This is a genomic window from Agrobacterium sp. 22-209-1 (assembly GCF_053522485.1).
The window spans coordinates 106,691-129,366 of record NZ_JBNWCH010000008.1 but is presented as its reverse complement, the minus strand read 5'-3'; the positions used below and the strand labels follow the sequence as shown (position 1 = coordinate 129,366).

The 22,676-nt window shown below is 58.9% G+C and carries 20 protein-coding genes; 3 read left to right on the top strand and 17 right to left on the bottom strand.

Going from position 1 to position 22,676, the window contains the following annotated elements:
• Window positions 1–3 precede the first annotated feature (3 nt).
• From ACQZ48_RS17795 to ACQZ48_RS17785, 3 genes are all read right to left on the bottom strand, one after another.
• On the bottom strand, window positions 4–951 hold the full coding sequence (locus ACQZ48_RS17795) for an ABC transporter permease (protein ID WP_173991665.1): 948 nt from the start codon (window positions 949–951) through the stop codon (window positions 4–6).
• Between the two features lie 18 nt (window positions 952–969).
• Window positions 970–1,938, bottom strand: coding sequence for an ABC transporter permease (locus ACQZ48_RS17790; protein ID WP_448729110.1), 969 nt, complete (start codon window positions 1,936–1,938; stop codon window positions 970–972).
• A 242-nt stretch (window positions 1,939–2,180) separates the two neighbouring features.
• Complete coding sequence (locus ACQZ48_RS17785; protein WP_443388745.1) at window positions 2,181–3,746, bottom strand: ABC transporter substrate-binding protein; 1,566 nt, start codon at window positions 3,744–3,746, stop codon at window positions 2,181–2,183.
• Window positions 3,747–3,908: 162 nt separating this feature from the next.
• On the opposite strand from ACQZ48_RS17785, the gene ACQZ48_RS17780 reads away from it, so the two are divergent.
• Window positions 3,909–5,426: an amidohydrolase family protein gene (locus ACQZ48_RS17780; RefSeq protein ID WP_448729109.1), complete on the top strand. Its 1,518-nt coding sequence runs from the start codon at window positions 3,909–3,911 to the stop codon at window positions 5,424–5,426.
• Window positions 5,427–5,616: 190 nt separating this feature from the next.
• Here the strand turns inward: ACQZ48_RS17780 and ACQZ48_RS17775 are convergent, their stop codons facing one another.
• The 7 genes from ACQZ48_RS17775 to ACQZ48_RS17745 all read right to left on the bottom strand — a co-directional run bounded on the left by ACQZ48_RS17775 (window position 5,617) and on the right by ACQZ48_RS17745 (window position 13,541).
• Window positions 5,617–6,765 (bottom strand): porin, encoded by a 1,149-nt coding sequence (locus ACQZ48_RS17775; RefSeq protein ID WP_077983905.1) that lies wholly within the window; start codon window positions 6,763–6,765, stop codon window positions 5,617–5,619.
• A gap of 468 nt (window positions 6,766–7,233) precedes the next feature.
• Window positions 7,234–9,408, bottom strand: coding sequence for a putative bifunctional diguanylate cyclase/phosphodiesterase (locus tag ACQZ48_RS17770; protein WP_448729108.1), 2,175 nt, complete (start codon window positions 9,406–9,408; stop codon window positions 7,234–7,236).
• A gap of 231 nt (window positions 9,409–9,639) precedes the next feature.
• Window positions 9,640–10,575, bottom strand: coding sequence for a 2-hydroxyacid dehydrogenase (locus ACQZ48_RS17765; RefSeq protein WP_217003909.1), 936 nt, complete (start codon window positions 10,573–10,575; stop codon window positions 9,640–9,642).
• 23 nt (window positions 10,576–10,598) lie between these two features.
• The gene (locus tag ACQZ48_RS17760) at window positions 10,599–11,330 is read right to left on the bottom strand and encodes an amino acid ABC transporter ATP-binding protein (protein ID WP_089153256.1); all 732 of its coding nucleotides are present in this window, start codon (window positions 11,328–11,330) and stop codon (window positions 10,599–10,601) included.
• Entirely contained in the window at window positions 11,311–11,970 is a 660-nt protein-coding gene (locus ACQZ48_RS17755; RefSeq protein ID WP_003521700.1) for an amino acid ABC transporter permease, read from the bottom strand. Before ACQZ48_RS17755 ends, ACQZ48_RS17760 begins: the two co-directional genes overlap by 20 nt.
• Entirely contained in the window at window positions 11,967–12,671 is a 705-nt protein-coding gene (locus ACQZ48_RS17750) for an amino acid ABC transporter permease (RefSeq protein ID WP_080793548.1), read from the bottom strand. The genes ACQZ48_RS17755 and ACQZ48_RS17750 overlap by 4 nt, the downstream gene beginning before the upstream one ends.
• A 66-nt stretch (window positions 12,672–12,737) precedes the next feature.
• Window positions 12,738–13,541: a transporter substrate-binding domain-containing protein gene (locus tag ACQZ48_RS17745; RefSeq protein WP_077983908.1), complete on the bottom strand. Its 804-nt coding sequence runs from the start codon at window positions 13,539–13,541 to the stop codon at window positions 12,738–12,740.
• 295 nt (window positions 13,542–13,836) lie between these two features.
• Here ACQZ48_RS17745 and ACQZ48_RS17740 point away from each other — a divergent pair, with 295 nt between their 5' ends.
• Complete coding sequence (locus ACQZ48_RS17740) at window positions 13,837–14,157, top strand: hypothetical protein (RefSeq protein ID WP_077983909.1); 321 nt, start codon at window positions 13,837–13,839, stop codon at window positions 14,155–14,157.
• Between the two features lie 157 nt (window positions 14,158–14,314).
• Complete coding sequence (locus ACQZ48_RS17735; protein ID WP_269833888.1) at window positions 14,315–15,337, top strand: LacI family DNA-binding transcriptional regulator; 1,023 nt, start codon at window positions 14,315–14,317, stop codon at window positions 15,335–15,337.
• Between the two features lie 204 nt (window positions 15,338–15,541).
• Here ACQZ48_RS17735 and ACQZ48_RS17730 read toward each other — a convergent pair whose 3' ends face one another.
• The 7 genes from ACQZ48_RS17730 to ACQZ48_RS17700 all read right to left on the bottom strand — a co-directional run bounded on the left by ACQZ48_RS17730 (window position 15,542) and on the right by ACQZ48_RS17700 (window position 22,569).
• Entirely contained in the window at window positions 15,542–16,570 is a 1,029-nt protein-coding gene (locus ACQZ48_RS17730; protein ID WP_448729107.1) for a trans-3-hydroxy-L-proline dehydratase, read from the bottom strand.
• 10 nt (window positions 16,571–16,580) lie between these two features.
• Window positions 16,581–18,290: a cis-3-hydroxy-L-proline dehydratase gene (gene lhpI / locus ACQZ48_RS17725; RefSeq protein WP_448729106.1), complete on the bottom strand. Its 1,710-nt coding sequence runs from the start codon at window positions 18,288–18,290 to the stop codon at window positions 16,581–16,583.
• A gap of 112 nt (window positions 18,291–18,402) precedes the next feature.
• Complete coding sequence (locus tag ACQZ48_RS17720; RefSeq protein ID WP_269824344.1) at window positions 18,403–19,644, bottom strand: NAD(P)/FAD-dependent oxidoreductase; 1,242 nt, start codon at window positions 19,642–19,644, stop codon at window positions 18,403–18,405.
• Entirely contained in the window at window positions 19,644–20,366 is a 723-nt protein-coding gene (locus tag ACQZ48_RS17715) for an amino acid ABC transporter ATP-binding protein (RefSeq protein ID WP_065657687.1), read from the bottom strand. Before ACQZ48_RS17715 ends, ACQZ48_RS17720 begins: the two co-directional genes overlap by 1 nt.
• Window positions 20,359–21,012 carry an amino acid ABC transporter permease gene (locus ACQZ48_RS17710; protein WP_142913841.1) on the bottom strand — a complete coding sequence of 218 codons (654 nt, stop codon included), beginning with the start codon at window positions 21,010–21,012 and terminating at the stop codon, window positions 20,359–20,361. Before ACQZ48_RS17710 ends, ACQZ48_RS17715 begins: the two co-directional genes overlap by 8 nt.
• Before the next feature lie 12 nt (window positions 21,013–21,024).
• Complete coding sequence (locus ACQZ48_RS17705) at window positions 21,025–21,690, bottom strand: amino acid ABC transporter permease (protein WP_077983972.1); 666 nt, start codon at window positions 21,688–21,690, stop codon at window positions 21,025–21,027.
• Window positions 21,691–21,762: 72 nt separating this feature from the next.
• A complete protein-coding gene (locus ACQZ48_RS17700; RefSeq protein ID WP_077983916.1) occupies window positions 21,763–22,569 on the bottom strand; it encodes an ABC transporter substrate-binding protein in 807 nt (268 codons plus the stop codon).
• Window positions 22,570–22,676 lie beyond the last annotated feature (107 nt).

Genomic DNA, 22,676 nt, shown 5'->3' with positions numbered 1-22,676 from the left:
AACTCACCTCAGTTTCGGATTGAGCGCATCGCGCAGCCAGTCACCCAGAAGGTTGACGGTGACGACGAGCAGGCAGAGTTGGAAGACCGGAAACAGCACAATCCACCAGGAGCCGGAAAATAGGAACTGGTTGCCGATGCGGATCAATGTGCCGAGCGACGGCTGGCTCGGCGGCATGCCGATGCCAAGGAAGGACAGGGTCGCTTCCGTGAGGATCGCCATGCCGAAATTAAGCGTCGCGGCGACCATGATCGGCGTCAGCGTATTGGGCAGGATATGTGCCGCCATGATGCGACGGGCGGGCACGCCGATCAGCTTGGCGGCCTGAACATAGTCCTTGCCGGTTTCCACAATGGCTTGAGCGCGCACCGTTCGCGCATATTGCACCCAGGCGGAAAGCGCGATGGCGAGAATGAGCACGGCGGATGCGCCGACTTCACGAAGACTGTCCGGCAGCATCTGGCGCACGACGGTCGACACGAGGATGGCGACGAGAATGGTCGGGATGGAGAGCGTGATATCCCCGATGCGCATCAGCAAACCATCGGTAAAACCGCCGAAATAACCCGCCACCAGACCCGCCGTCATGCCGATGATGAGCGAGAGCACCACGGAGGCAACACCGATGACGATGGAGATGCGCGTGCCATAGAGAATGGCGGACAGCATGTCGCGTCCCTGCGTATCCGTTCCAAGCAAAAACGGCCATTCGCCGCCTTCCTGCCAGATCGGCGGCAGCTCCGCCTTCCACATGTCGAGCGATGCGCCGTCATATGGGTTCTGGGGCGCAATCCACGGCGCGAAGATGGCGGCAAGGATCAAAATCGCAAGGATGAGCGCGCTAATCTTCGCCGATTTGCTGCGGCTAAAGGACCAGTAGAGGTCGCTGTCACGCATGCGGCTGAAAAGCGACCGACGGGCGGGTTTTTCCGTTTGCGAAAGGTCTGTCATGAAACCGGCTCCCTTCGGTTAGCGCGCGGTGCGCAGACGCGGATCGATGACCGCATAGGCGATATCGACGAACGTGTTGATTACAACGAAGATGAAGGAGATGATGCAGAGATAGGCCGCCATGACGGGAATATCGAGAAAGGTGACAGCCTGAATAAACAGCATGCCCATGCCCGGCCACTGAAACACGGTTTCTGTGATGAGTGCGAAGGCGATGAGTGAGCCGACATTCATCGTCGTCAGCGTCACAACAGGCATGAGACAGTTGCGCAGCGCATGGCGGAAATAGATCCGCCAACGCGGTATGCCGCGAGCTCGCGCGAATTTCACGAAATCGGAGCGCAAGACTTCAAGCATTTCCGCCCGCACCAGACGCATGACGAGCGTGATCTGGTAGAGAGAAAGTGCAATGGCAGGGAGAATGAGGGCCGCTCGTCCGGAAGACGTCAAAAGCCCCGTCGACCACCACCCGAGCTGGACGACATCGCCGCGACCAAATGCAGGCGCCCAGCCTAGCGACACCGAAAATACCAGAATGAGAAGGATGCCGACAACGAAGCTTGGCAGTGAGACGCCGACAATCGACAGGAATTGCAGGCCCTCCGTATACCATTTCCCGCGCCGGATTGCCGTCAGAACGCCGAGAGGCAGGCCGACGACAAGCGATATGATGGTGGCAACCAGCACCAGTTCGAGCGTTGCGGGAAACCTTTCGGCGATCAGCGGCAGCACCTGCTGGCCGTTGCGGTAGGAAACACCGAAATTGCCCTCCGCCGCATCTTTGACAAATCGCAGATATTGGGTCGGCAGGCTGTCATTGAGGCCGAGCCTCTCACGTAGCGCGGCGCGATCCTCCTGCGAGGTCTGTTCGCCGACCATCAGCTCGACAGGATCTCCCGCCAGCCGAAAGATCATAAAGGCGATAAGCGCAACGGAAAGCATGACCAGCACGGCATTTCCCAAACGCTTGATAATGAAAACCAGCATTGTTACCTCTCGGACACGAGCCTGAGCCAGGCGGGCATTCAGGTTCGATTATTCTCTTCCTGAGATGGGGCAAAGGTTACGCGGCGTGCAAGAACCACGACCACGGTGCAACTTTGTCGACAATTTTTGACACGGTTTCGTTCGGCTTCACACCCAGTCGAATGAACTGGCGCGTACTCGAATGTCTGCTGAAACAGGCAAGGCGCTTGGTCCAGTGACCGGCGCCTCGCTTGCTCTCCGTCTTATTTGTCGAGCTGAGTCAGCCAATGGCGTGGCTTGTTGTCGGCGCGGAAGTCGACACTTTTGACCTTGGCCAGCATCGCCCAGGCAATCGGCTGCTGATGCAACGGCACGAGCATGGTCTCGTCCTTGGCGATCTTCAGCGCGGCTTCTTCGAGCGCCAGACGCTTCGTATTGTCCTGCTCCTGCGCCGCCTGCGCAACAAGCTTGTCGATCTCGGGATTGGACCAGCCGCCGTAATTGGAGACGCCCATCGCACCCTTGCGGGTGGAGAGGATCTGCGACAGCATGGAGAAGGCATCAAGCGTTGGCTCGTTCGCCCAGCTGAGGTTGAAGACGTCAGCCTTGCCGCCATTGCGCTTGGGTGACTGCACCGAACGTGGCGCGATATCGATGGTCGGCTGGAAACCGCCGCGCTTCAACATATTCGCAACGCCCGAGCAGATATCCTCTTCGTTGACGCTCTCATCATTCATGCAGGTATAGGTGAAAGCAAGGTTCTTCATGCCCGCATCGGCAAGCAGCTTCTGCGCCTTGGCCGGATCGGCCGGCTCGAACGTGTCGAGCGACTTGGCATAGCCCGCAATCTCCGGTGCGATCAGCGAGCCAGACGGTCTTGCGAGACCACGCATGACTTTCTTGTTAATGAGGTCACGATCGATGGAGGCTTCGAAGGCCTGGCGGACACGCAAATCATTGAAGGGGTTCGGCTTGCCGTTTTCCAGTTTTTCGCGGCGGTTGAAGCCGATGAAAAGCGTGCGAAGCTCAGTGCGCTTCTTGACCGTGATATCGGGCGAGGATTCGAGGCGCGGCAAATCCTGGATCGGGGCGGAATCGATCAGGTCGATTTCACCTGACAGCAGTGCCGCGACGCGGGTTGCCGCCGATGCGATCGGCACAAATTCGATGCGGTCGAGATTGTGCTTTTTCTGGTCCCACCAGCCTTCATTCGCAACGAGAACAGTCTTGCTATCGGGAACGCGGCTTTCGAGCTTGAACGGGCCGGTACCGTTGGTGTGCATGGTGGTGTAGCCATCGACCTTCGACGCGAAGTCGGTGGGCTTCTCGCTATTGTTATCCTTCAACCACTTGGCATTGAAGATGAAGATGTTGGTGATATCGTTCAGGAAGAGCGAGGTGGGCGCATTGACATCGAGGTCAACCGTAAAATCGTCAACCTTTTTGACGCCAGCATAAATCGGGATATTACCCCGCAGCGGCGAGGTCGCGTCCGAAGCGCGGGTAAAGGATGCGACGACATCATCAGCGGTGAAGTCTGCGCCGTCATGGAATTTCACACCCTTGCGCAGGGTAAAGCGCCAGGTCTTTCCATCAATCAGCTTCCATTCGGTGGCAAGCGCCGGCTCGATCTGGAAGTCCGGCCCGTAACGAACGAGACCCTCATAAATATGATTCAGAAAAGCAAGGTTGGACGTAGACGGGACCGAATATGGGTCTAGCGAATAAAGATCGGCGCGACCGGCCCAGCGAAGGGTCTCGGCATTGGCGGGAACGGCAATGGCGGCGGCAGCCATAGCCGCCAGGACGAAACTTCTGATACGGGACATTTGATCCCCCCTTTTTATAAATCGTTGGAAGACCGCTGGGCGGTCCGCTCGGGCAAAGGGAGTATTGTTTCGCCCGGGCTTATTGTCAATAATATTGTTGACAATTATCGTACTCAAAATTGTAAGTTTTTGGATACGAGTTAAAGAGAGGGAGGACGGAATATGACAGGCTTTCTGCTGATACACGGCACGATCGTCACGGTCGACACGGAGCGGCGCATTATCGAAGACGGCGCATTGGCCATCGAGTGCGACAGGATTGTCGACATCGGCACTGCGGATGAACTGGAACCTCGCCATGGAGACAAGGAGGTTATCGACTGCAGGGGAAAACTGATCATTCCCGGCCTGATCGATGCCCATGGCCATGCAGGCCACGCGCTTCTTCGCAGCGTTGCGGCGGATACCAATGCGATGTGGATGAAAATCATAACCCCGACATACTACCACTACGTGACCCGCGACTACTGGTATGCCGACGGGCTGATTTCCGGCATCGAACGGCTGCGCGCCGGCGTGACGACCGGGGCCAGCATCATCACCTCGATGCCACGCGCGGATGACCCCGTCTTCGCCATCAACCATGCCCGCGCCTATAGCGAACTCGGCCTTCGGGAAATCATCTGCGTCGGGCCCTCGGGCCTGCCCTGGCCCCATCCTGTCACGCGATGGGAGAGCGGCCTGCCCGAACGCCGCAACGTGAGCTTCGACGAGATGATGGAGGGCAGTGAAGCGGTGATCGAGGCATTGCATGGAAGCGCCGATGGCCGCATCAACGTTTTCCTGACACCTTTCACCATCGTACCTTCCGTCGAACCCTCCAACGCATCCACACCTGATCAGGCTGTGAAACTGACCGATGGCGACAGGATGCAGGCCCGCCGGATACGCGAGATGGCACGCAAGAGAGGCATCAGGCTTCATTCCGATGCCTTTGCCGGGCAAATCCGCATGGCGTTTCAAGACAAGGAAAATGCCCTGCTCGGCCCTGACATTCACCTTCAGCACTGCTGGGGCATCTCCCATGACGAGATCGACATATTGGCCGAGACCGGCACTCGAGTGACCCACGCACCACCGGGCCGCGCGACCCCGATCATGGAAATGATGTCGAAAGGGATTCGCGTCGCCATCACCACTGATGGTGCGGCGCCAAGCCGCCATTTCGACATGTTGCAGACGGCGCGCCTGGCGCAGTTCACCCAGCATCTCCTGCACAATCACGATCGCTACCTGTTGCCGTCCGGCAAGATTTTCGAGATGATCACAATCGACGCTGCTCACGCCATTGGTATGGAAGACGAGATCGGTTCGCTCGAAATCGGCAAGAAGGCCGACGTCGTCATCATCGATATGCGCAAGCCCCATCTGATGCCCATGTGGATGCCGGTGCACCGTCTGGTGCATCAGGTCCTTGGCAGCGATGTCGATACCGTCTTTGTGGACGGTAAAATGCTGATGGAAAACGGGCGGGTGCTGACAGCAGATGTCGACGCCGCCATTGACTTTGGCCAACAGGAAGCGATGGCGCTGGCGGAGCGGGCCGGCCTGAAAGCACATATGCATGATCCTGGCTGGGGCCGCCTGCTGCGCACATTTGACGAACCGGTGTGCCCTCTCCGTCCGCCGGAAGATGCGAGCGACCGCGCAAGCGCGCATGGGCTCGATCAGGATCGATAAATCAACAGGCCACGGCAAATCCTCATTCATAACCCCGACAGCTTCACGACAAAAACTCCCCGGCCTGGAGCGGTCCGGGGAGCAAACCTGACATCATGTCAGGAACTTTGACTGGAGCTAGTGACTCACCCGTTCAAAAACGGGGTGGATCTGAGTTGTCTAACCCGGTTTATGCTTTTTATGCAGACAATTAGAACGAACGCTCGAGACGAACGAAACCGGTCCAGCTGTCGCCGCCGCCGTTTACGTCCTTCTTGCCATCCACGTCCTGATAGGTGACCGCAACTTTGGTAGAGAAACCAGAAGCGATCTTGTAACCGGCAGCAACACCAGCGCGCCATGCATCGCGGTTGCCCGTGAACTTGCCGTCCGTACCGATATCCAATGTACCGAAATACTGGAAGCCGGGAGTGATGGTCAGCTTGTCGGTCGCCTTGATGGAATATTCCGCGGCAACAGTCCACTCGGACTCTTCGTAGTAGGCGTTTGCACCGGAAGCCCACGCGCCAGCCAGACCAAACGTGCCCGGACCGAGGTCAGCCGTCAAGATTGCGCGGATTGCGCCATTTTCAGCATTTGTGTCGTAACCGCCGAGAATGTTTGCCTTAACAGCGCCGAACTTTCCGCCGATGATAGCGCTTATACCGACGTTGTTGTCGGTGGCGCTTTTTCCGTTGGCGGTGGTCCAGTTGCCTTGGGCTACACCGAGATTGTTCTTCTTATTGATGGCGGTGTAACCACCGCTGACCCTTCCAGACGTTACTGTAGCCGCAATATCAGCATCGTTGCCAGCGATAACGCCTTCGAGTTCTTCAACTGCAACACCAGCATAGAACGAGCCGGCGTCGTAGGTATAACGGACGGCGTTCAGGCGGGTCTTGTTCGAGCTAAGCTGGTCATACTCGCCAGCGAGACCATCATCCCACCAGTTATAGTAGAAACCGACCTTCAGGCCGCTGAGTTCGATGAAAGCCTGATCGACGACAACGCCGCGGCTGCTGTCCTGATCGGCATCACCACGGAAACCGATGTAACCGCGTAGAGCGCCGAGTTCGGTGTCGTTGCGAGTATCGATATTAAACTGAGCGCGCGTGAAGCTGTCCCAATCCGAGTCGCCAGCCTTGCGGCGACCGAAGTCCGTCTGGAAACGGACGTAACCGTCGAACTTGAGGCAGGTTTCGGTGCCGGGCATATAGAAGAAGCCCTTACCGAAGGCGTCGCAGACGCGGACATATTCCATGGGCTCGGGTTCGGCAGCGACGATAGCGTCAGCGGCCTGTGCGCCGGATACTGCTGCGAGAGCGGCAGCGGAGCCGATCAGAAGGCTCTTGATGTTCATTTTTAATCTCCAGTCAAAATTTTTCAACGAATGCGCAAATTTGAGGGCTGGTCTTTTCCCTGCCGCCCGCTTCCTTGCGCTGATTGAGCAAATGACAGAAACCGCCATGGAGTCGCAATTAAAATCGAACAAACCCAAATACAATATAAGTACACATTCGGATTAAGTAGTAAAATTACAACAAATAATCAGTTTAAAATATAGTAATTTTGTCATTTATTTCAAAATAATTCTATAACTTACTAAGATTGAATCTTACAAAGTGACTATATTATTATATCTAGAAACGTAGAGACGCCCTCCCCCAATCCTGCAAAGGCCGAGAGCGCACTCGTCTGCGCGATAAGGTGGCCAAGACTTGCCTTGCGAAGCCCAGAGTGAAGGGGAGATGTGCGCGGCAATAAACGGCACATTGGGGTGGACGGGCGGCTTGCCCGTCTCTGCGGCAAAACCGTCAAATGGGGGAGCTTATGGCCTGTCGCTGGAAAGGCCGGCGGGGAATGTCGTCGTGTTCCGCAACATTGCCGCGATCGCGCCTGCGGGCAGAGGTCGGCTGAAATAATAGCCCTGGCCGTAAGGACAGCCCGCCATGCGCAGGAACGCGGCCTGCTCGGCGGTTTCCACGCCTTCGGCAATGACATCGATGTCCAGCGATCCCGCAAGCTGGATCATGATCGTGACAATGGCGCTATCCTTGGTTTTTTCCGGCAGATGGGTCAGGAACGAGCGGTCTATCTTCATGCAGGACAGCGGAAATGTCTTGAGCATACCAAGGCAAGAATAACCAATGCCGAAATCGTCCAGCGCCAGGCTGACACCCATCTGTTTTATGGCGCGCATGATCCGCACCGATGCCTCAACATCCTGAATGATCAGCGTCTCGGTTATCTCGATTTCCAGAAGGGAGGGCGCTAGCCCGGTTTCCTTCAGCACCGACCTTATCTGCTGCACCAGCCCGCCCTGAAACTGCCGTGGCGAGATATTGACCGCGATCTTGACCGGCGAGAGGCCGGCGGCAACCCAAGCCTGCGCCTGGTGACAGGCCTTTCTGAGGATGTTTGCCCCGAGTTCCACGATCAGTCCGGTTTCTTCGGCAAGCCCGATGAATTCCGCGGGGCCGAGCAGACCTTCCGTCGGGTGCTGCCAACGCACAAGCGCCTCCACGCCGCTGATCCGGCCGCTCGCAAGATCGACCTGCGGCTGGAAATGCAGGACGAATTCGTCCCTTTGCACGGCCTTGCGCAACTCCTCGATCCGGGTGAATTTCTTCCTCAGATCATCCGCCATATTCGGGGTGAAGGTGGCGATGCTGTCACGCCCGGCATGTTTGGCTTCATACATGGCGAGATCGGCCGCCGCGACGATTTCCGCCGTGGTTTCCCCGTGTTCCGGAAAAAAGGCCATGCCGATGCTGCAGGTGACCTTGATATCGTAATTGCCGATGCGCAAGGGCTGCGAGACTGCGGCCCGGATGCGCTGCAGGCGGTTTTCGACATCGTTCTTGCGCTCTTCGAGAATAATGACGAACTCGTCGCCGCCGACCCTGAGAACGAGATCGTTTTTCCGCAGGCTTTTCGCAATGCGCTCGGCGGTTTTCGACAGCAGGGCATCGCCGATGCTGTGGCCAAGCGTATCGTTGATGTGCTTAAAATTATCGAGATCGAGAAACCCGATACCGACCCTTCGGTTCGCCTTTGCCGCCGCCGCCAGTATTTCCGGCAGTCTCGTATCGAGGAAACGGCGGTTCGGCAGCCGGGTCAGCATGTCGTGATCCGCCAAAAAGGCGATATGTTCCGCCGCCCTTTTGCGGTCGATTGCCAGGCCCGCCATGCGCGCCGCAGCGCCGATAAACTCCACCAGCGCCGCGTCCGGCTCGCGGCCGGCCAGCATGCACCAGACGAAACCATGCGCCTTGCCTTCGCTGGCCGGAATATCGAAACTGAAGGCGACGTGTTCTGCCGGATGGGTGAGGCGCTCAGGATCACTGACACTGGCGAAAAGTGCAGCCAGCCCCTCCTGCTGCGCGAGCGCCGGCGAGGCGTAGACGGAAAGCTCCCCTTCCGCCGCCTCGAATACCCGCACCGCGCAGGCAAGGCCGGTGGCGAGATTTTCGATGGCCTTGACGAATTCCTCGAGAAAATCCTCGATCCGCGCCGCCGCCACAATCATTTGCAGAATACGCGCCTGCGCCTGAAGCAATCGCTCGGAGGCCTTTTTCTGGGTAATATCGCGCGAAGCGCCGACCACGCCGATGATGTTGCCAGCCTTGTCCTTCAGCGGCACACGCGACATCATGAGCCAGCGGTCGATATCGCCGCGCATGGCACGTTCTTCATAACCGAGATCCGGTTCGCCGGTGCGCATTACCCGCGCTTCGGTCTCGGGAATGCCGGCGCGCTGCGCCGCTTCACCATGAATATCGTAGTCAGTGAGCCCTATCAGTTGCTCGACCGTATCAAAGCCGTTTTCGGTGACTATGGCGCGATTGGCGAAAAGAAAGCGCCCTTCCAGATCCTTGGCATAGATAAAATCCGGTACGTGGTCGATCATCGCTTCCAGAAGCGCGTGCCGGTCGGAAGGATTGGCATTTTCGCCCATGTCAGGAATGGCGGATGGCGTGACATCGCGCTTTTTTCGCGACATCCGGTTCTCTTCGGGTGTCTTCGGACCTTTGGAACGCACCTCTCCGCCTCATTACTTCATAATCAGGCAGAATAGTAGGATTATACATATTATATAAGTATGAATGACAGGGCAAAGATCGCCGGGAATTCCGTCTTTTGCAGCAGCTTCCCCGAAGCCCTGCCCGCCTGAAACCAAACAGCGCAACAGAAGCTGCGCCGTCACTTTATACAGGTGACAATTCGTTGCCCGTCACACCACCGGCGTTGGCAATTCTTTGCCGGCGAAATGCGCATCGAGATTGGCGAGAACCAGATCGGCCATGGCGCGTCTCGTCTGGTGCGTGCCGCTGCCGACATGCGGGGCGAGCGTGACGTTATCGAAAGCGAAAAGCGCTTCCGGCACGCGCGGTTCGTCCTCGAAGACATCGAGCGCCGCGCCGCCGATCGCGCCGTTCGAAAGCGCCTCGACAAGCGCCGTCTCATCCACGAGCGACCCGCGCGCCACATTGACGAGCACGCCCTGGGGACCGAGGGCCTTCAGCACATCCGCATTGACGACATGGCGGGTCTCGGCCGTGGCGGCGGCGGCAATGATCAGCACATCACAATTGGCAGCCAGCGCTTCGATGCTGTCGTAATAATCATAAGCGACATCGCGGCGGCTTCTCGCGGTGTAGGAAATGCGCGCATCGAAACCCTCGAGGCGCTTTGCGATTGCCTGGCCGATGCGGCCGAGACCAAAAATGCCGTAACGGCGGCCGGCCACACGGGTGGAAAGCCCCATATCACCCTTCAGCCATTGGCCGGTGCGCACATGCTGGTCCGCCTGCGGCAGCTTACGCGCCTGCGCCAGAACGAGACCGAGGGCGAGGTCGGCGACATCGGCTGTCAGCACGTCAGGTGTATTGGCGACGCGGAAGCCGCGCCGTTTCGCGTCGGTCAGATCGACCTTGTCGAAACCGACGCCATTGATGGCGACGATTTCAAGATTGGGAAGCGCCGCGCCGATATCCGCCGGCAGGCCGATATGGCCGCCGGTGACGACGCCGCGGATCGCCGCGCCCTTTTCAGCAAGCAACGCCGCCTTGTCCGAAGCTTCGAACAGGCGATGCACGGTGAAGCGCTGCGCAAGTTCGTCTTCCAGTGCCGGGATGAGCGGGCACAGTTGCACGATTTCAGTGGTCATGGAGTTTCCTTTGCGCCGGCGAACTACTTCACATCGGCCTTGACGAATTGCCGGAGTTCCGGCGTTTGCGGATTGGCGAAGAGCTCGGAAGAACGGCCCTGCTCCCAGATTTTACCCTTGTGCATGAAGATGGTTTCAGTCGCCACGCGGCGCGCGAAAGCCATTTCATGGGTGACAAGGATCATGGTCATGCCGTCTTTGGCGAGGTTTTCCATGACGGTCAGCACTTCCTCGGTCAATTCAGGGTCGAGCGCCGAGGTCACCTCATCGAACAGCATTACCTTGGGCCGCATGGCGAGCGAGCGGGCAATCGCCACGCGCTGCTGCTGGCCGCCGGAAAGCTGGTCGGGATAGGAATCGAATTTCTCCGACAGGCCGACGAGCTGCAGAACCTCGCGGGCAATATCTCTCGTTTCCGATTTTGCCACATCCTTGACGATGCGCGGCGCGAGCATGATGTTTTCGCCGACCGTCAGGTGCGGGAAAAGATTGTAGCTCTGGAAGACGATGCCGACATCGGTGCGCAGCTTGCGCAGCGCCTTGGCATCTTCGCCAATCGCATGACCGGCGATTTCGATGCGGCCCGAATTGATCTTCTCCAACCCGTTCATGCAGCGCAGCAGCGTGCTCTTGCCCGAACCCGAGCGGCCGATGAGGGCGAAGACTTCACCACGGCCGACCGAAAGCGACACGCCTTTCAAGACTTCCAGAGCGCCAAAGCTCTTGTGAACGTTTTCAACGATTACTTCCGGCATGAAGCCTCCTTTCCAGCCAACGCGACAGCTGGGACAACGGGTAGCAGACGATGAAATAAAGCACGGCCACGGCAACGAAGACGCGGAACGGCTGGAACGTGGCATTGTTGATGAGCTGCCCCGCTCTTGCCAGTTCGACGAAACCGATGATCGATGCGATGGACGTATTCTTGACGACCTGAACGGCAAAACCGACGGTCGGCGGCAGCGAAATGCGGATCGCCTGCGGCAGGATGACGTAACGATATTGCTGGGCGCGGGTGAGAGCGAGCGATTCCGATGCTTCCCACTGCTGCTTCGGCACCGCCTGGATGCAGCCGCGCCAGATTTCCGCGAGATAACCCGACGTATAGATCGTCATCGAGGCGCCGGCGGCGAAGAGCGGCGGCAATTCCAGTCCGGCAAGGCTGAGGCCGTAATAGGACAGAAACAGGATCATCAGCACCGGAATACCCTGGATCACCTGAATATAGGTGCCGGCGGCAATGCGCAGCGCCTTGAAATTCGAGGTACGGGCGAGCGCCACGAAGAAGCCGACGATGCCGCCGCCGATCAGCGCAATGATCGTCAGAAGCACGGTCCATTGCAGGGCGGTCAAGAGGAAGCCGAATTCGTTCCAGCCGAAAGTTCGAAGAGTCATGACTGCACCTCCGGCAAAGCGGTCATCGTCTTGCGCGCCACGCGGCGACCGAACAGCCACATGCCGACGAGGGCAAGAATAAGCCGCAGGGAAAGCGCCAGTGCCAGATAGATGAGCGTGACGACGATATAGACCTCGAAGGAGCGATAGGTCTGCGATTCCACGAAGGCTGCGGCGGCCGCAAGTTCATGGGTGGAAATAGCCGAACATATGCTCGACGCCAGCATCATCAGCACGAACTGGCTGCACAGCGAGGGATAGACCTTCGCAATAGCCGGCACGATGATGACGTGGCGATAGATCTGATATTTAGTGAAGCCGAGCGCCTCGCCCGCCTCAATCTGCGACTTGTGAACAGCTTCGATGCCGGCGCGGATGATCTCCGTCGAATAGGCCGCAAGGTTGATCGTCATGCCGATCAGCGCCGCCGTATCTGCCCCTACCCTGAAACCGAGGCCCGGCAGGCCGAAATAGACGATGAAAAGCTGCACGAGAAACGGCGTATTGCGGATGACTTCCACATAACCGTCCACGATGATGCGGACGATGCCGCCATTGATGGACCGCAGCGAGGCCAATAGAATGCCGAAAGCGCAGCCGAGCACAATGGAGAGGACCGACAGCTTGATCGTCAGCCATATGCCGTTCAGAATTTCATTCTGATATTGGGCGAGCGCGCCGAATTGGAATGTATAGGACATGCGTCACTCCGTTGACATTTCCCGGGCCCGCCGGAAGTTTCCCGGCGGGCGCGTTGAAAGGCTCAATCAGAAGCTTGGCAGTTGCGGCAGCGGACGGCCGGTCCACTTGACCGAGATGCGGTCGAGATCACCCGACATCTTCATGAGGTAGATTGACGTGTTCAGCCACTGGCGCAGCTCGAAATCCTCAAGCTTGGTCGCCATCGAATTGCCCTGCTGGAAGAAGGTGAAACCAACCTGCAGACCGGCTTCCGGGCGCTGCTTGATGATCGCTTCGCCAACCGTGGACGGCAGGGCGACAGCATCCACCTGACCGGCAAGCAATGCCTGTGCGCTGGTGGAATCGTCTTCGTAAACGACGATTTCGAGACCTTCGACATTGGCCTTGCGCAGCGCGGTTTCCTGCGAGGAGCCGCGATTGACCGAAACTCGCTTGCCCTTGAGGCTTTCGAGGTTTTCGAACTTCTGATCCTTGCCCGAGATGATGTCCATGTTGAACGCGCTGTAGGGCTGCGTGAACATCACGGTCTTGGCGCGCTCACCGGTCGGAGCGAGCGTCGCAACAAGGAAATCGACCTTGCCGGTCTGAAGGGCCGGAATACGCGCGGGCGGTGTCAGCGGCACCAGTTCCACCGGCAGCGACAGGTAAGAGCCGATGAGATTGGCGACATCGACGTCGTAACCGGAAGGATTGCCCTTCTCATCCACCATGCCCATCGGCGGCGCGCCGGTCAGAACACCGATCTTGACCTTGCCGCGCGCCGTGATCTCGCTGAGCGAGACAGCATGGGCAGACGTGGTGGCAGCAAGTGAAGCTGCGGCAACACCAACGGCAACGGTCATGTTCTTCAGAAATCTGGATATGCTCATGGTCTCTCCTCCAACCTTTTAAGTGGCTGCCCAAAGCGGAACAGCGATCTTGCGCCACGCGAAAAATGTTCTCGATAACATTCTACCGCGACAGACAAAAAACTCCTCCCAAGAAATCGCGAAAGCAAAAAACCTGATGAATTTACTTTGAAATTCAATAATTTCCGCCGGTTGTCGATTTTCCTCTGGTCGACACCATCTCACGTTCTTGGCAGGATCAATAATGCATGTTATCGGTATCATTGCAAGTCCGATCTACAGAACTGTTTCGATCGGCAATCATTCGGGAGGACACATGTACACACGCTCGGCAATTTTCGAAGGCAGGATCCACCCCGGTCGGGAGGAGGAATTTTTCCGCATCGTCGAGGAAAAACTGCTTCCGGTCTGGAAACGCATGCCGAATGCGCAAGCCGTGCGGGTGATGCGTACCGAGCGCACGGATCCGGACGCGGCATCGATCATCATGGTGCAGGAAATCGACTATCCTTCGATGGAAGCTGTGGAGGAAGCACTGGTTTCACCGGTCCGGCTGGAAGGCCGGGTGCTGACGGATGAGATGATGAGCATGTGCGACGGACGTTTTTACCATCTGGTTTATAGCCGCATCGCATAAATCCGGTGCACGCCGCAGCGATATGCAATCATGCGGCGTGCTTTCCCTTGATATCTTCGTGTATGTCTTGTCCTGAACCGGTTCGAATTTAGGGAGACATGCTTTGGTGGAGCGCACGCCCTTGGCCGCAGCGTTAGTCACGTCGAAAAAAGCAACCATGAGCGACGTCTCGAAACTCGCGGGCGTCTCCAAGATGACCGTTTCGCGGGTGCTGGCCGACCCGGCGCTGGTGTCTGAAGACACGCGCCAGAAGGTGATGAAGGCGATCGAGAAGCTTGGCTATGTGCCGGATCGAATTGCCGGATCACTCTCATCCCGGCGCACCAATTTCATCACCGCCATCCTGCCGACGCTCACCAACTCCAACTTCGCCGACAGCGCGCAGGGGCTCGCCAATGCGCTGCGCGCCGCCGATTACCAATTGTTGATCGGCTACACCATGTACGATCTACAGGAAGAAGAACGCGTCATACGCACCATGATGGAGCGCCGTCCCGACGCCATTGTCGTTGCCGGCACGGTGCATACCAAGATGGCAAGCGAAGTGTTGATGCGCGCCGGTATCCCGATCGTGGAAATCTGGGATGTTCCCGAACATCCCATCGACCATGCGGTCGGCTTTTCCAATTACGAAGTGGGAAGAACCGCCGCCAAACATCTGATATCGCTCGGTTTCAAAAGAATCGGCGCGCTCGGCTCCAGGGCCGATGGCGATGTGAAGGACTGGCGCGGCGAAAGCCGCCTGCTCGGTTTCGGTGCGGCCCTGCGTGAAGCGGGCATTGCCGACGATCTCATCATCCGCGAAGGCAGCGCCCCGGTCTCCTATGACCACGGGGCAAAGACCCTCGGCTCGCTGCTGGCCAAGGCGCCTGATGTCGAGGCCATCTTCGCCGTGTCGGATATTTCCGCCGTTGGCGCACTGATGGAATGTCATCGAAGGGGAATCAGTGTCCCAGACCGCATTTCCATCCTCGGCTTCGGCGATTTCGATATCGGCCGGCAATGTTATCCGGCGATTTCGACTATCCGGGTCGATGCCCAGATGATCGGCCGCAAGGCGGGCGAATTGCTGCTTTCGATACTGGAAGCGGAAAAGGATGCCGCTGTTCCCGAAGGGGCGCGGGTGGATGTCGGTTTCGAGCTGATCGTGCGGGAAACGACGAGGCGGTTGAACGTCTAACCCTATTGGAGGGAGCGGGAGCCGCTTGTTTCTTCTCCCCGAGGGGGAGAAGTCCGCGGCAGCGGGATGAGGGGGCAAGCTCTCCGAAATCCGGCAACGGTGCCCCCTCATCCGACCCTTCGGGCCACCTTCTCCCCGGCAGGGAGAAGAAAGACGCGGCACCGCCGTGGTCTCAACATTTCCCCTGAGTGACCCGTAAAGCCCCTACCGCGCGCCCCAGGTATCCGTCAGCCGATACCCCTCCGGCCAAGGGTCGGACGGATCGAGCATGTGCTGGTGAATGCCGGTGATCCAGCCGCGGCCGGAAATTTCCGGCAGGATGGCCAGACGGTCGCCAACCTTGGTGGTCCCGAGAATGCGGCCAGTAAAGGTAGAGCCAATCAGCGAAACCGCCGTCAGCGTTTCGCCCTCCTTCATTTCGCCTCGTGCATGCAGCACGGCCATGCGGGCTGAAAGCGCTGTGCCTGTCGGCGAGCGATCCACCTTGCCCGGCTGGATGGCGACGGCCGCACCTGCCCGCAAGCCTTCAGCCGTGCGCTCCACCTTACCGGCGAACAGGCAGAAGGAAAAATGCCGCCAGTCCGGGTTCTCGGGATGGTCGAAGCCCAAAGCCTTGTTGGCGGCATTGGTGATGCGCACGCCAAGGCGGGCGATCTCATGCGCCTCTTCCGGCTTCAGGCTGAAGCCCATCGCTTCCGCATCGACGATGACGAAGCTGTCGCCGCCATAAGCGGTATCCACCTTGAGCTTACCCAGACCTTCGACTTCGAGATCCACATTGAGTTGTGCGGCAAAGCTCGGCAGGTTCTGCACGAAAATGCGCTCGGCCTTGCCGTTGCGGCATTCGGCGCGCACCTTTACCAATCCGCCGGGAGCCTCCAGGAGCATATGGGTTTCCGGCTCATGCATCGGCACGATGCCGGCATCCAGAAGCACGGTGGAAACGCAGATGGAGTTGGAGCCGGACATGGGCGGCGTATCTTCCGGCTCCATGATGATGAAGGCGGCATCCGCGTCAGGATGTTTGGGCGGCACCAGCAGGTTGACGTGGCGGAACACGCCGCCGCGCGGCTCATTGAGCACGAAGTTGCGCAGGGTTTCATCACGGGCGATGAAGCGGCTCTGCTCCCAGATCGTCTCACCCGGCGGCGGCTTCACCCCGCCAACGATCACATCTCCCACCTCGCCTTCCGCATGGGCGGAAATCACATGAACTGTCTTGATACTGCGCATTCATTTATCCTCACGAAAGCCAGGAAGGAAGACGGGAAACAGCATGGCCGGTCAGCGCGCTGCCGACGCAATCGGCAAGGCTGCCGAAGCGCACCGCGCGACCACTGAGGCCGGGGCCGTAATGGGCGTATTTGCCTGAATTGGTCATGAGCGCACGGGTCTTCGTCGGGAAAACCGGCTCGGAAATGGAGCACCAGCAGAGATCAGGCAGCACCTGTACGCCGCTGTCCTTCAATCTCCGCAGCGTGCCGTCCTGCACAGCAGCATCGATGACATGCTGACCGGCGGTGACGATGACGGCGACATCCGCGTGACGCCGGCGGCCGGCAAATTCAGCCGCAAGCGCTTGGCACTCCTCCAGCGAGGCATGCGGACTGCCGATGGCGACGAGTTGAACCTCTTCCGGCCCTTCGTTGAGCAGCGACCAGCCGGCGGCCATGTCAGCCAGCGAAATGGAGACGGTGTCGGCAGTTTCGAGAGGGGCAAGACCGGCTTCCGGCGTTGCGCCCTCTATATGCAGCATAGGCGCAGCGGAGGTGGTGCCGAAAGCGGCGCAAAGCGCCTTTAGATCATCCCGCGACGGCTTTGCGGGGCCAAGGCCGCGCAACAGGGGAATGCAATCGGGCGCCGCCTTGCCCGCCAAATAACCGACGAGCGGCCAGAAGGCATCATCCACGCCCTGCGGCAACGCCACATTGACGATGCGCTGAGGACGGCGATTTTCCTCCAGATAGACGCCGGCCAGCGGCGCCCTGCCCGTCAGTGCGATGCAGAGATCGAGAAAATCCGGATGTTTCGCCGTACGCGCGCCAAGAACCGTATTGGCGAAGATCACAGCGTTCGACTCGGCCCAGGCGATCATGTCGCCGGCCTGCGGCGCGCTGTCGAGCAGGTAAGGCGAACAGGTGAAAGTCGGGCGACAGCCCATGCGCACATAGGCATCTGCCAGCCTTGCGGCCGGGTCGCCGAAATCCTCCGCCATGCCCTGTGAACGCCAATGCGCCTTGTCCACGGAAATGGCGTTCATGGTCGTCGGCACCCGAACCTTCGCGCCCATCTCCGCCATTTTTTCCGCGAAGGTGAGATTGGCGGGGCTGGCGTAGATACAACCGTCAATATGGCCCTGCGTGACATCGACAAGCGCCGACGCCCCCTGCTGGGCGGCCATGGCGACGGTGATACGCATGGACTGCTGCACGGCGACGCCATCGCGCCCTTCGAGCATGGCCCGGTCGTCATCCCCAAGATCGAGATGCGCCGTCGCCGGCGGCGCAATGCCAAGGGAAACGCCATCGGCTTCGATGGCAGTCTCATCGATACGGACATGAGCTGCCTTGGAGAACCGGGCGAAATTTTCCGCGTCAAGCCGCAGCACCGGCAAAGGCTTGCCGAACATTTCAGCGGCGATCAGCGCGCCAAGCGTCAGCACGTCCTCGGCCTCGCAGAAGACCAGCGCCGAGGGAGCACGGCCCGTCAGGATAAGATCGAGCAGCACGCCCGAACCGGTGCACGAACCGCGGCTGGTTGGCATGAACAGCACGCCGCCGGTAAGACAGACACCATGCAACGGGTGGTGCACGTCGATTACCCTGCCGGTGGCGGGATCGACCCCACCCCAGAAACTCAGCGCTTCGGTCGTCGCAATCACGGGACCTTCGGCCGAACCGGCCAAAATGCTGCGGGCTTCAGGAACGGCTGTTGTCGAGAGGGAAGAAGACATCGAAAATCTCCCTAAAGCATTTCCAGTAAAAGTCGTAGCGGTTCTACGCCCGGAAAATGCGTGAAAAAAAGAACTCGAGAATTTTTGCGTTTCGGAGAAAAGCCAAAATTCTCTAGAACCGTTGCGGCGAAAATGCCCGTGTATCGATAGCGGGTTTTTGCCCCGTCAGCAGATCGGCGACGATGCGGGCCGTGCCCGCCGATTGCGTCAACCCCAGATGCCCGTGGCCGAATGCATAGACCACCCGCGCCGTGTGCCGTGCTTGCCCGATGGCCGGCAGGCTGTCCGGCAGCGAGGGGCGAAAGCCCATCCACTGCTTGCCGCCTTCGGTTTTCAGGCCCGGCAGGAAGGCTTTCGCCTTGGTCAGCAGCGCCTCGGAACGGGCGAAATTCGCCGGAAGCTCGAGCCCGCCCAGTTCCACGGCACCGCCAACGCGGATACCGGAGGAAAGGCGGGTAACAACAAAACCATGGCCGCCAAAAGTCACCTGCGTGCGCAGATCGAAGGCGCCAGACGGCAGGGTTGTATTATACCCCCGTTCGGTTTCCAGCGGAATTTTTTCCCCGAGCGAACGGGCGATACGATGCGAAAAGGCGCCGGCCGCCAGCACCACCTTGGCGGCCTTGCGGGTGCGCCCATCATGGCTTACCACCTCGACACCGTCTTCTAGTGGTCGAAGCGAAGCGATATCGAGGCATTCGATACGCCCGCCGATGGTGCGGAAATGATCGGCCAGCGCCAGCGTATAAAGCTTGGGGTCGGCGATGGAATACCAGCCGGGCGTAAAGGTGCCGCAGGTAAAACGCGGCGCGATGCCGGGCTGTATCTCGGCCATCTGTTCGGCATTGAGATGCCGGAACTCGATGCCGTGACGTTCGCGCGCCTTCCAGCCGGCAAGCGAGGCTTCGAATTCCGCCTCGCTTTCATAGACCTGAAGGTTCCCCTCCTTGCGCAGCATCGCAATCGTGTCCGTCTTTTTGAGAAACGGCTCCAGCTCTGCTTTGGAAAGGTCCATCAGCGCCGTCTGCGCGGCGGTGGAATGCTCGACTTTCGATGCGGCGCAGGCCCGCCAGAAACGGAACATCCAAGGCGCGATCTTCAGCGCATAAGCCGGCGGCACGCTGAGCGGCCCCAGCGGGTCGAGCAGCCATTTGGGCGCTTTCCAGAGAATACCGGGGGATGCAAGTGGCAGGATATCGGTAAAGGCGAAGGCGCCGGCATTGCCGGCGGACGCGCCCGCCGCCGGTCCTTCACGGTCGATGACCGTGACCGACAGGCCGCGGCCCTGCGCCGCGATTGCCGCCGAGAGGCCGACAACGCCGGCCCCGATGACGATGACATCATTGGCTGGCATTACCGCACGCTCGCCAGAAACTTCTGCGTTTCAGGATGCTGCGGTGCGCCGAAGAGCTGATCCGGCGTGCCGATTTCCGCCATGACGCCCTGATGGAAGAAGGCGACGCGGTTCGAGACATCGCGGGCGAAGGCCATTTCGTGCGTGACGCAGATCATCGTCATGCCCTCATCCGCCAGCATCTTCAGCGTATCAAGCACTTCGCCCACCAGCATCGGGTCGAGCGCAGACGTGACTTCATCGAACAGCATATATTCCGGCGACATGGCAAGCGCACGGGCAATCGCCATTCGCTGCTGCTGACCGCCCGACATGCGGTTCGGATAGACCTTCAGCTTTTCCGCAAGACCCACATGGGTCAGTTGTTTGACCGCAATCTCTTCGGCCTGCTCCTTCGAGATACCGAGCACCTTGCGCGGCGCGAGCATGACGTTTTCCAGCACCGTCAAATGCGGAAAGGCGTTCCATTGCTGGAAGACGATGCCGACCTTGCGGCGCAGCTTGTTGAGGTCTGTCGATTTGGCGTGCACCTCGGTGCCGTCGATGACGATCTTGCCGCTGTCGATCGGCTCAAGGCCGTTGATGCAGGTCAGCAGGGTCGATTTGCCGGAACCGGAGCCGCCGATGATGGTGACAACCTCGCCCTTGTTGACGGTGAGGTTGATCCCTTTCAGAACCTCCAGCGGGCCGAAGGATTTGCGGACGTTTTCGATCTCAATCATTGGGGGACCACCGTCTTTCGAGATACCCGCCGAAACGGGCGATGGGGAAACTGATAAGGAAGTAGATGGCGCCGCAGATCATCAGGATGGTCAGCGGCTCCTGCAGGCGGGTGACGAGGATCTGCGAGGCGCGCAGAAGTTCGATGAGGCCGAGCCAAAGAACGAGCGCCGAATCCTTCATGACACCGAGCGTGAGCCCGATCCACGCCGGCAATGACACGCGCGTGGCGAGCGGCAGCACAATGTAGCGCATGTCCTGGGACCAGGTCATGCCGAGCGACCGGCAGGCGCGGCGGGTGTTCGACGGTACTGCTTCGATGCCGCCGCGCACGATCTCGGTGCAGTAGGCAGCGGTATAAAGCGACAGAACCACGCAGGACGTTGTGAACGGCGGCCAGCCGAGCTTTGCGATCGACTGGAAGGCGTTGCCGAGAACAAGCTGGATCAGCAGCGGTACGGAACGGAAAATATCCAGAACGAAGGTCAGCGGCAGCGACCAATAGGGTCCGAACTGGAAACGGATGATGCCGAAGATGATACCCAGAATAGTGCCGGCCGTGACGGCAACGGCGGTGACGGCAAGCGTCATGCCGGCACCCTTGGCCAGGAAAGCGAGATCACTCCAGGTGAGAGCGGTTTCAAACATGGCTCACCTCTCTCAATAACGGAACAGACGCGCGGCCAGCAATCTGGCGGCGAGCGTGACGATTTTGGCGATCACGTAATAGATGACCGCGGCGAGCGCGAAAAATTCGAAAGTGCGGAACGAACGGGCGTTCAAGGCCTGCGTGACACCGGCGAGATCCGTATTCATGCCGACGGTGACACCGAGCGAGGTCATGAGGATCGCCCAGATCATCTGGTTGGTGGCAGGTAGAAACGCAACGCGCAGCATTTGCGGCAGGATGATCAGCCGGAAGGTCTGCATCGAGGTCATGCCGAGCGAACGGCCCGACCGCGTCTGCGTATCGGGAATGGCCTTTAGCGCGCCGCGGAAATTTTCCGCGAGATAACCGGCATTGTTGAAAGCGATACCGACCAGAAGCGCGGTATAAGGGCTCAAGTGAATGCCGAAATTGCCAAGGCCGAAATGGGCCATGTAAATCTGGAACAGCGCCGGCGTGTTGCGGGCGATTTCCACCCAGACGGCGGCGAAAGCGCCGAGAATGCGGTTGCCGGAGAGCCGGCACAACGTCAGCACGATGGCGCAAGAAAGACCGATCACCATCGACAGAATGGCGATCTGCAGCGTCACCACCGCACCGTCCAGAAGCTGCGGCAAAGCCTTCAGCGCCTGATTCCAGTGGAATGTATAGTTGAACATGAAGCGTCCCGCCTTTTCAGAAACGATCAACGGCGCGATCATTTTGACCGCGCCGTTTACGAAAAGTCCTGATCAGCGATAAACGCCGTTGACGGTGAGCGAGGGAACTTCGCCGCCAACCCATTTTTCATAGAGTTCGGCGTAACGGCCGGTGCGAACCTGCTGGTTGATGAAAAGGTTCAGATAGTTGATGAAGCCGTATTCATCGCGGTTGGTGAACAGCGACACGTAGTCGATGTCATAAGGCGCCTTGCCGACGACAGAGACGCCTGCGAACTTGCCGCTCTTGACGGTCGACTGCGCAACGGTGGAGGTGGAGACGGTGGCGTCGATCTGGCCCTGGCTAAGCGCAAGGAACACGTCAGCCTGCGTCTGGTAAGGACGGAACTCGCCCACGCCCCATTCCTTGACTGTCTTTTCGAGCGCGATGGCTTCGAAAGTGCCGGCGGTTGCGCCAACCGTCTTGCCCTTCATGTCTTCGAAGGACTTGATGCCGGACTTATCGTTGGCGGTGACGGCCATTTCGAAGGCAAAGTAAGGTACGGTCATACCGACCGTCTTGGCGCGCTCCAGCGTGTCGGAGGTCGACGCAACGCCGACGTCGACGCGTCCGGACATCAGCGCCGGAATACGCTCGGGGAACGGGGTCTCGACGATTTCAGCCGTGACGCCAAGCACCTTGGCCAGATCGTTGCAATAATCGACGTCAAAACCAACAGGGTTATTGGCATCATCACGCGCGCCCATGGGCGGGAAATCGAGCACAACAGCGCAACGCAGCGTGCCGGAGGAAATAATGTCGTCGAGTTTGTCGGCCTTGGCCGGCGTAATAGCGAAAGTGGCGGCCAGAAGGCCGGCGATGATGACCGATTTTTTCATTGTTGATTTGCTCCCATCAATTGGTCTGCCTTTGAAGGCGCGGTCACTATTTCCCCATGAAAGCGATAAATCAACACAAAAATACAACGAGTATACAAAAAGAATTT

What these genes read in the sequence shown, in the direction of transcription:
- ACQZ48_RS17795 (WP_173991665.1), bottom strand. Translation starts at nt 951, where the DNA reads ATGACAGACCTTTCGCAAACGGAAAAACCCGCCCGTCGGTCGCTTTTC.
- ACQZ48_RS17790 (WP_448729110.1), bottom strand. Translation starts at nt 1,938, where the DNA reads ATGCTGGTTTTCATTATCAAGCGTTTGGGAAATGCCGTGCTGGTCATG.
- ACQZ48_RS17785 (WP_443388745.1), bottom strand. Translation starts at nt 3,746, where the DNA reads ATGTCCCGTATCAGAAGTTTCGTCCTGGCGGCTATGGCTGCCGCCGCC.
- ACQZ48_RS17780 (WP_448729109.1), top strand. Translation starts at nt 3,909, where the DNA reads ATGACAGGCTTTCTGCTGATACACGGCACGATCGTCACGGTCGACACG.
- ACQZ48_RS17775 (WP_077983905.1), bottom strand. Translation starts at nt 6,765, where the DNA reads ATGAACATCAAGAGCCTTCTGATCGGCTCCGCTGCCGCTCTCGCAGCA.
- ACQZ48_RS17770 (WP_448729108.1), bottom strand. Translation starts at nt 9,408, where the DNA reads ATGTCGCGAAAAAAGCGCGATGTCACGCCATCCGCCATTCCTGACATG.
- ACQZ48_RS17765 (WP_217003909.1), bottom strand. Translation starts at nt 10,575, where the DNA reads ATGACCACTGAAATCGTGCAACTGTGCCCGCTCATCCCGGCACTGGAA.
- ACQZ48_RS17760 (WP_089153256.1), bottom strand. Translation starts at nt 11,330, where the DNA reads ATGCCGGAAGTAATCGTTGAAAACGTTCACAAGAGCTTTGGCGCTCTG.
- ACQZ48_RS17755 (WP_003521700.1), bottom strand. Translation starts at nt 11,970, where the DNA reads ATGACTCTTCGAACTTTCGGCTGGAACGAATTCGGCTTCCTCTTGACC.
- ACQZ48_RS17750 (WP_080793548.1), bottom strand. Translation starts at nt 12,671, where the DNA reads ATGTCCTATACATTCCAATTCGGCGCGCTCGCCCAATATCAGAATGAA.
- ACQZ48_RS17745 (WP_077983908.1), bottom strand. Translation starts at nt 13,541, where the DNA reads ATGAGCATATCCAGATTTCTGAAGAACATGACCGTTGCCGTTGGTGTT.
- ACQZ48_RS17740 (WP_077983909.1), top strand. Translation starts at nt 13,837, where the DNA reads ATGTACACACGCTCGGCAATTTTCGAAGGCAGGATCCACCCCGGTCGG.
- ACQZ48_RS17735 (WP_269833888.1), top strand. Translation starts at nt 14,315, where the DNA reads ATGAGCGACGTCTCGAAACTCGCGGGCGTCTCCAAGATGACCGTTTCG.
- ACQZ48_RS17730 (WP_448729107.1), bottom strand. Translation starts at nt 16,570, where the DNA reads ATGCGCAGTATCAAGACAGTTCATGTGATTTCCGCCCATGCGGAAGGC.
- lhpI (WP_448729106.1), bottom strand. Translation starts at nt 18,290, where the DNA reads ATGTCTTCTTCCCTCTCGACAACAGCCGTTCCTGAAGCCCGCAGCATT.
- ACQZ48_RS17720 (WP_269824344.1), bottom strand. Translation starts at nt 19,644, where the DNA reads ATGCCAGCCAATGATGTCATCGTCATCGGGGCCGGCGTTGTCGGCCTC.
- ACQZ48_RS17715 (WP_065657687.1), bottom strand. Translation starts at nt 20,366, where the DNA reads ATGATTGAGATCGAAAACGTCCGCAAATCCTTCGGCCCGCTGGAGGTT.
- ACQZ48_RS17710 (WP_142913841.1), bottom strand. Translation starts at nt 21,012, where the DNA reads ATGTTTGAAACCGCTCTCACCTGGAGTGATCTCGCTTTCCTGGCCAAG.
- ACQZ48_RS17705 (WP_077983972.1), bottom strand. Translation starts at nt 21,690, where the DNA reads ATGTTCAACTATACATTCCACTGGAATCAGGCGCTGAAGGCTTTGCCG.
- ACQZ48_RS17700 (WP_077983916.1), bottom strand. Translation starts at nt 22,569, where the DNA reads ATGAAAAAATCGGTCATCATCGCCGGCCTTCTGGCCGCCACTTTCGCT.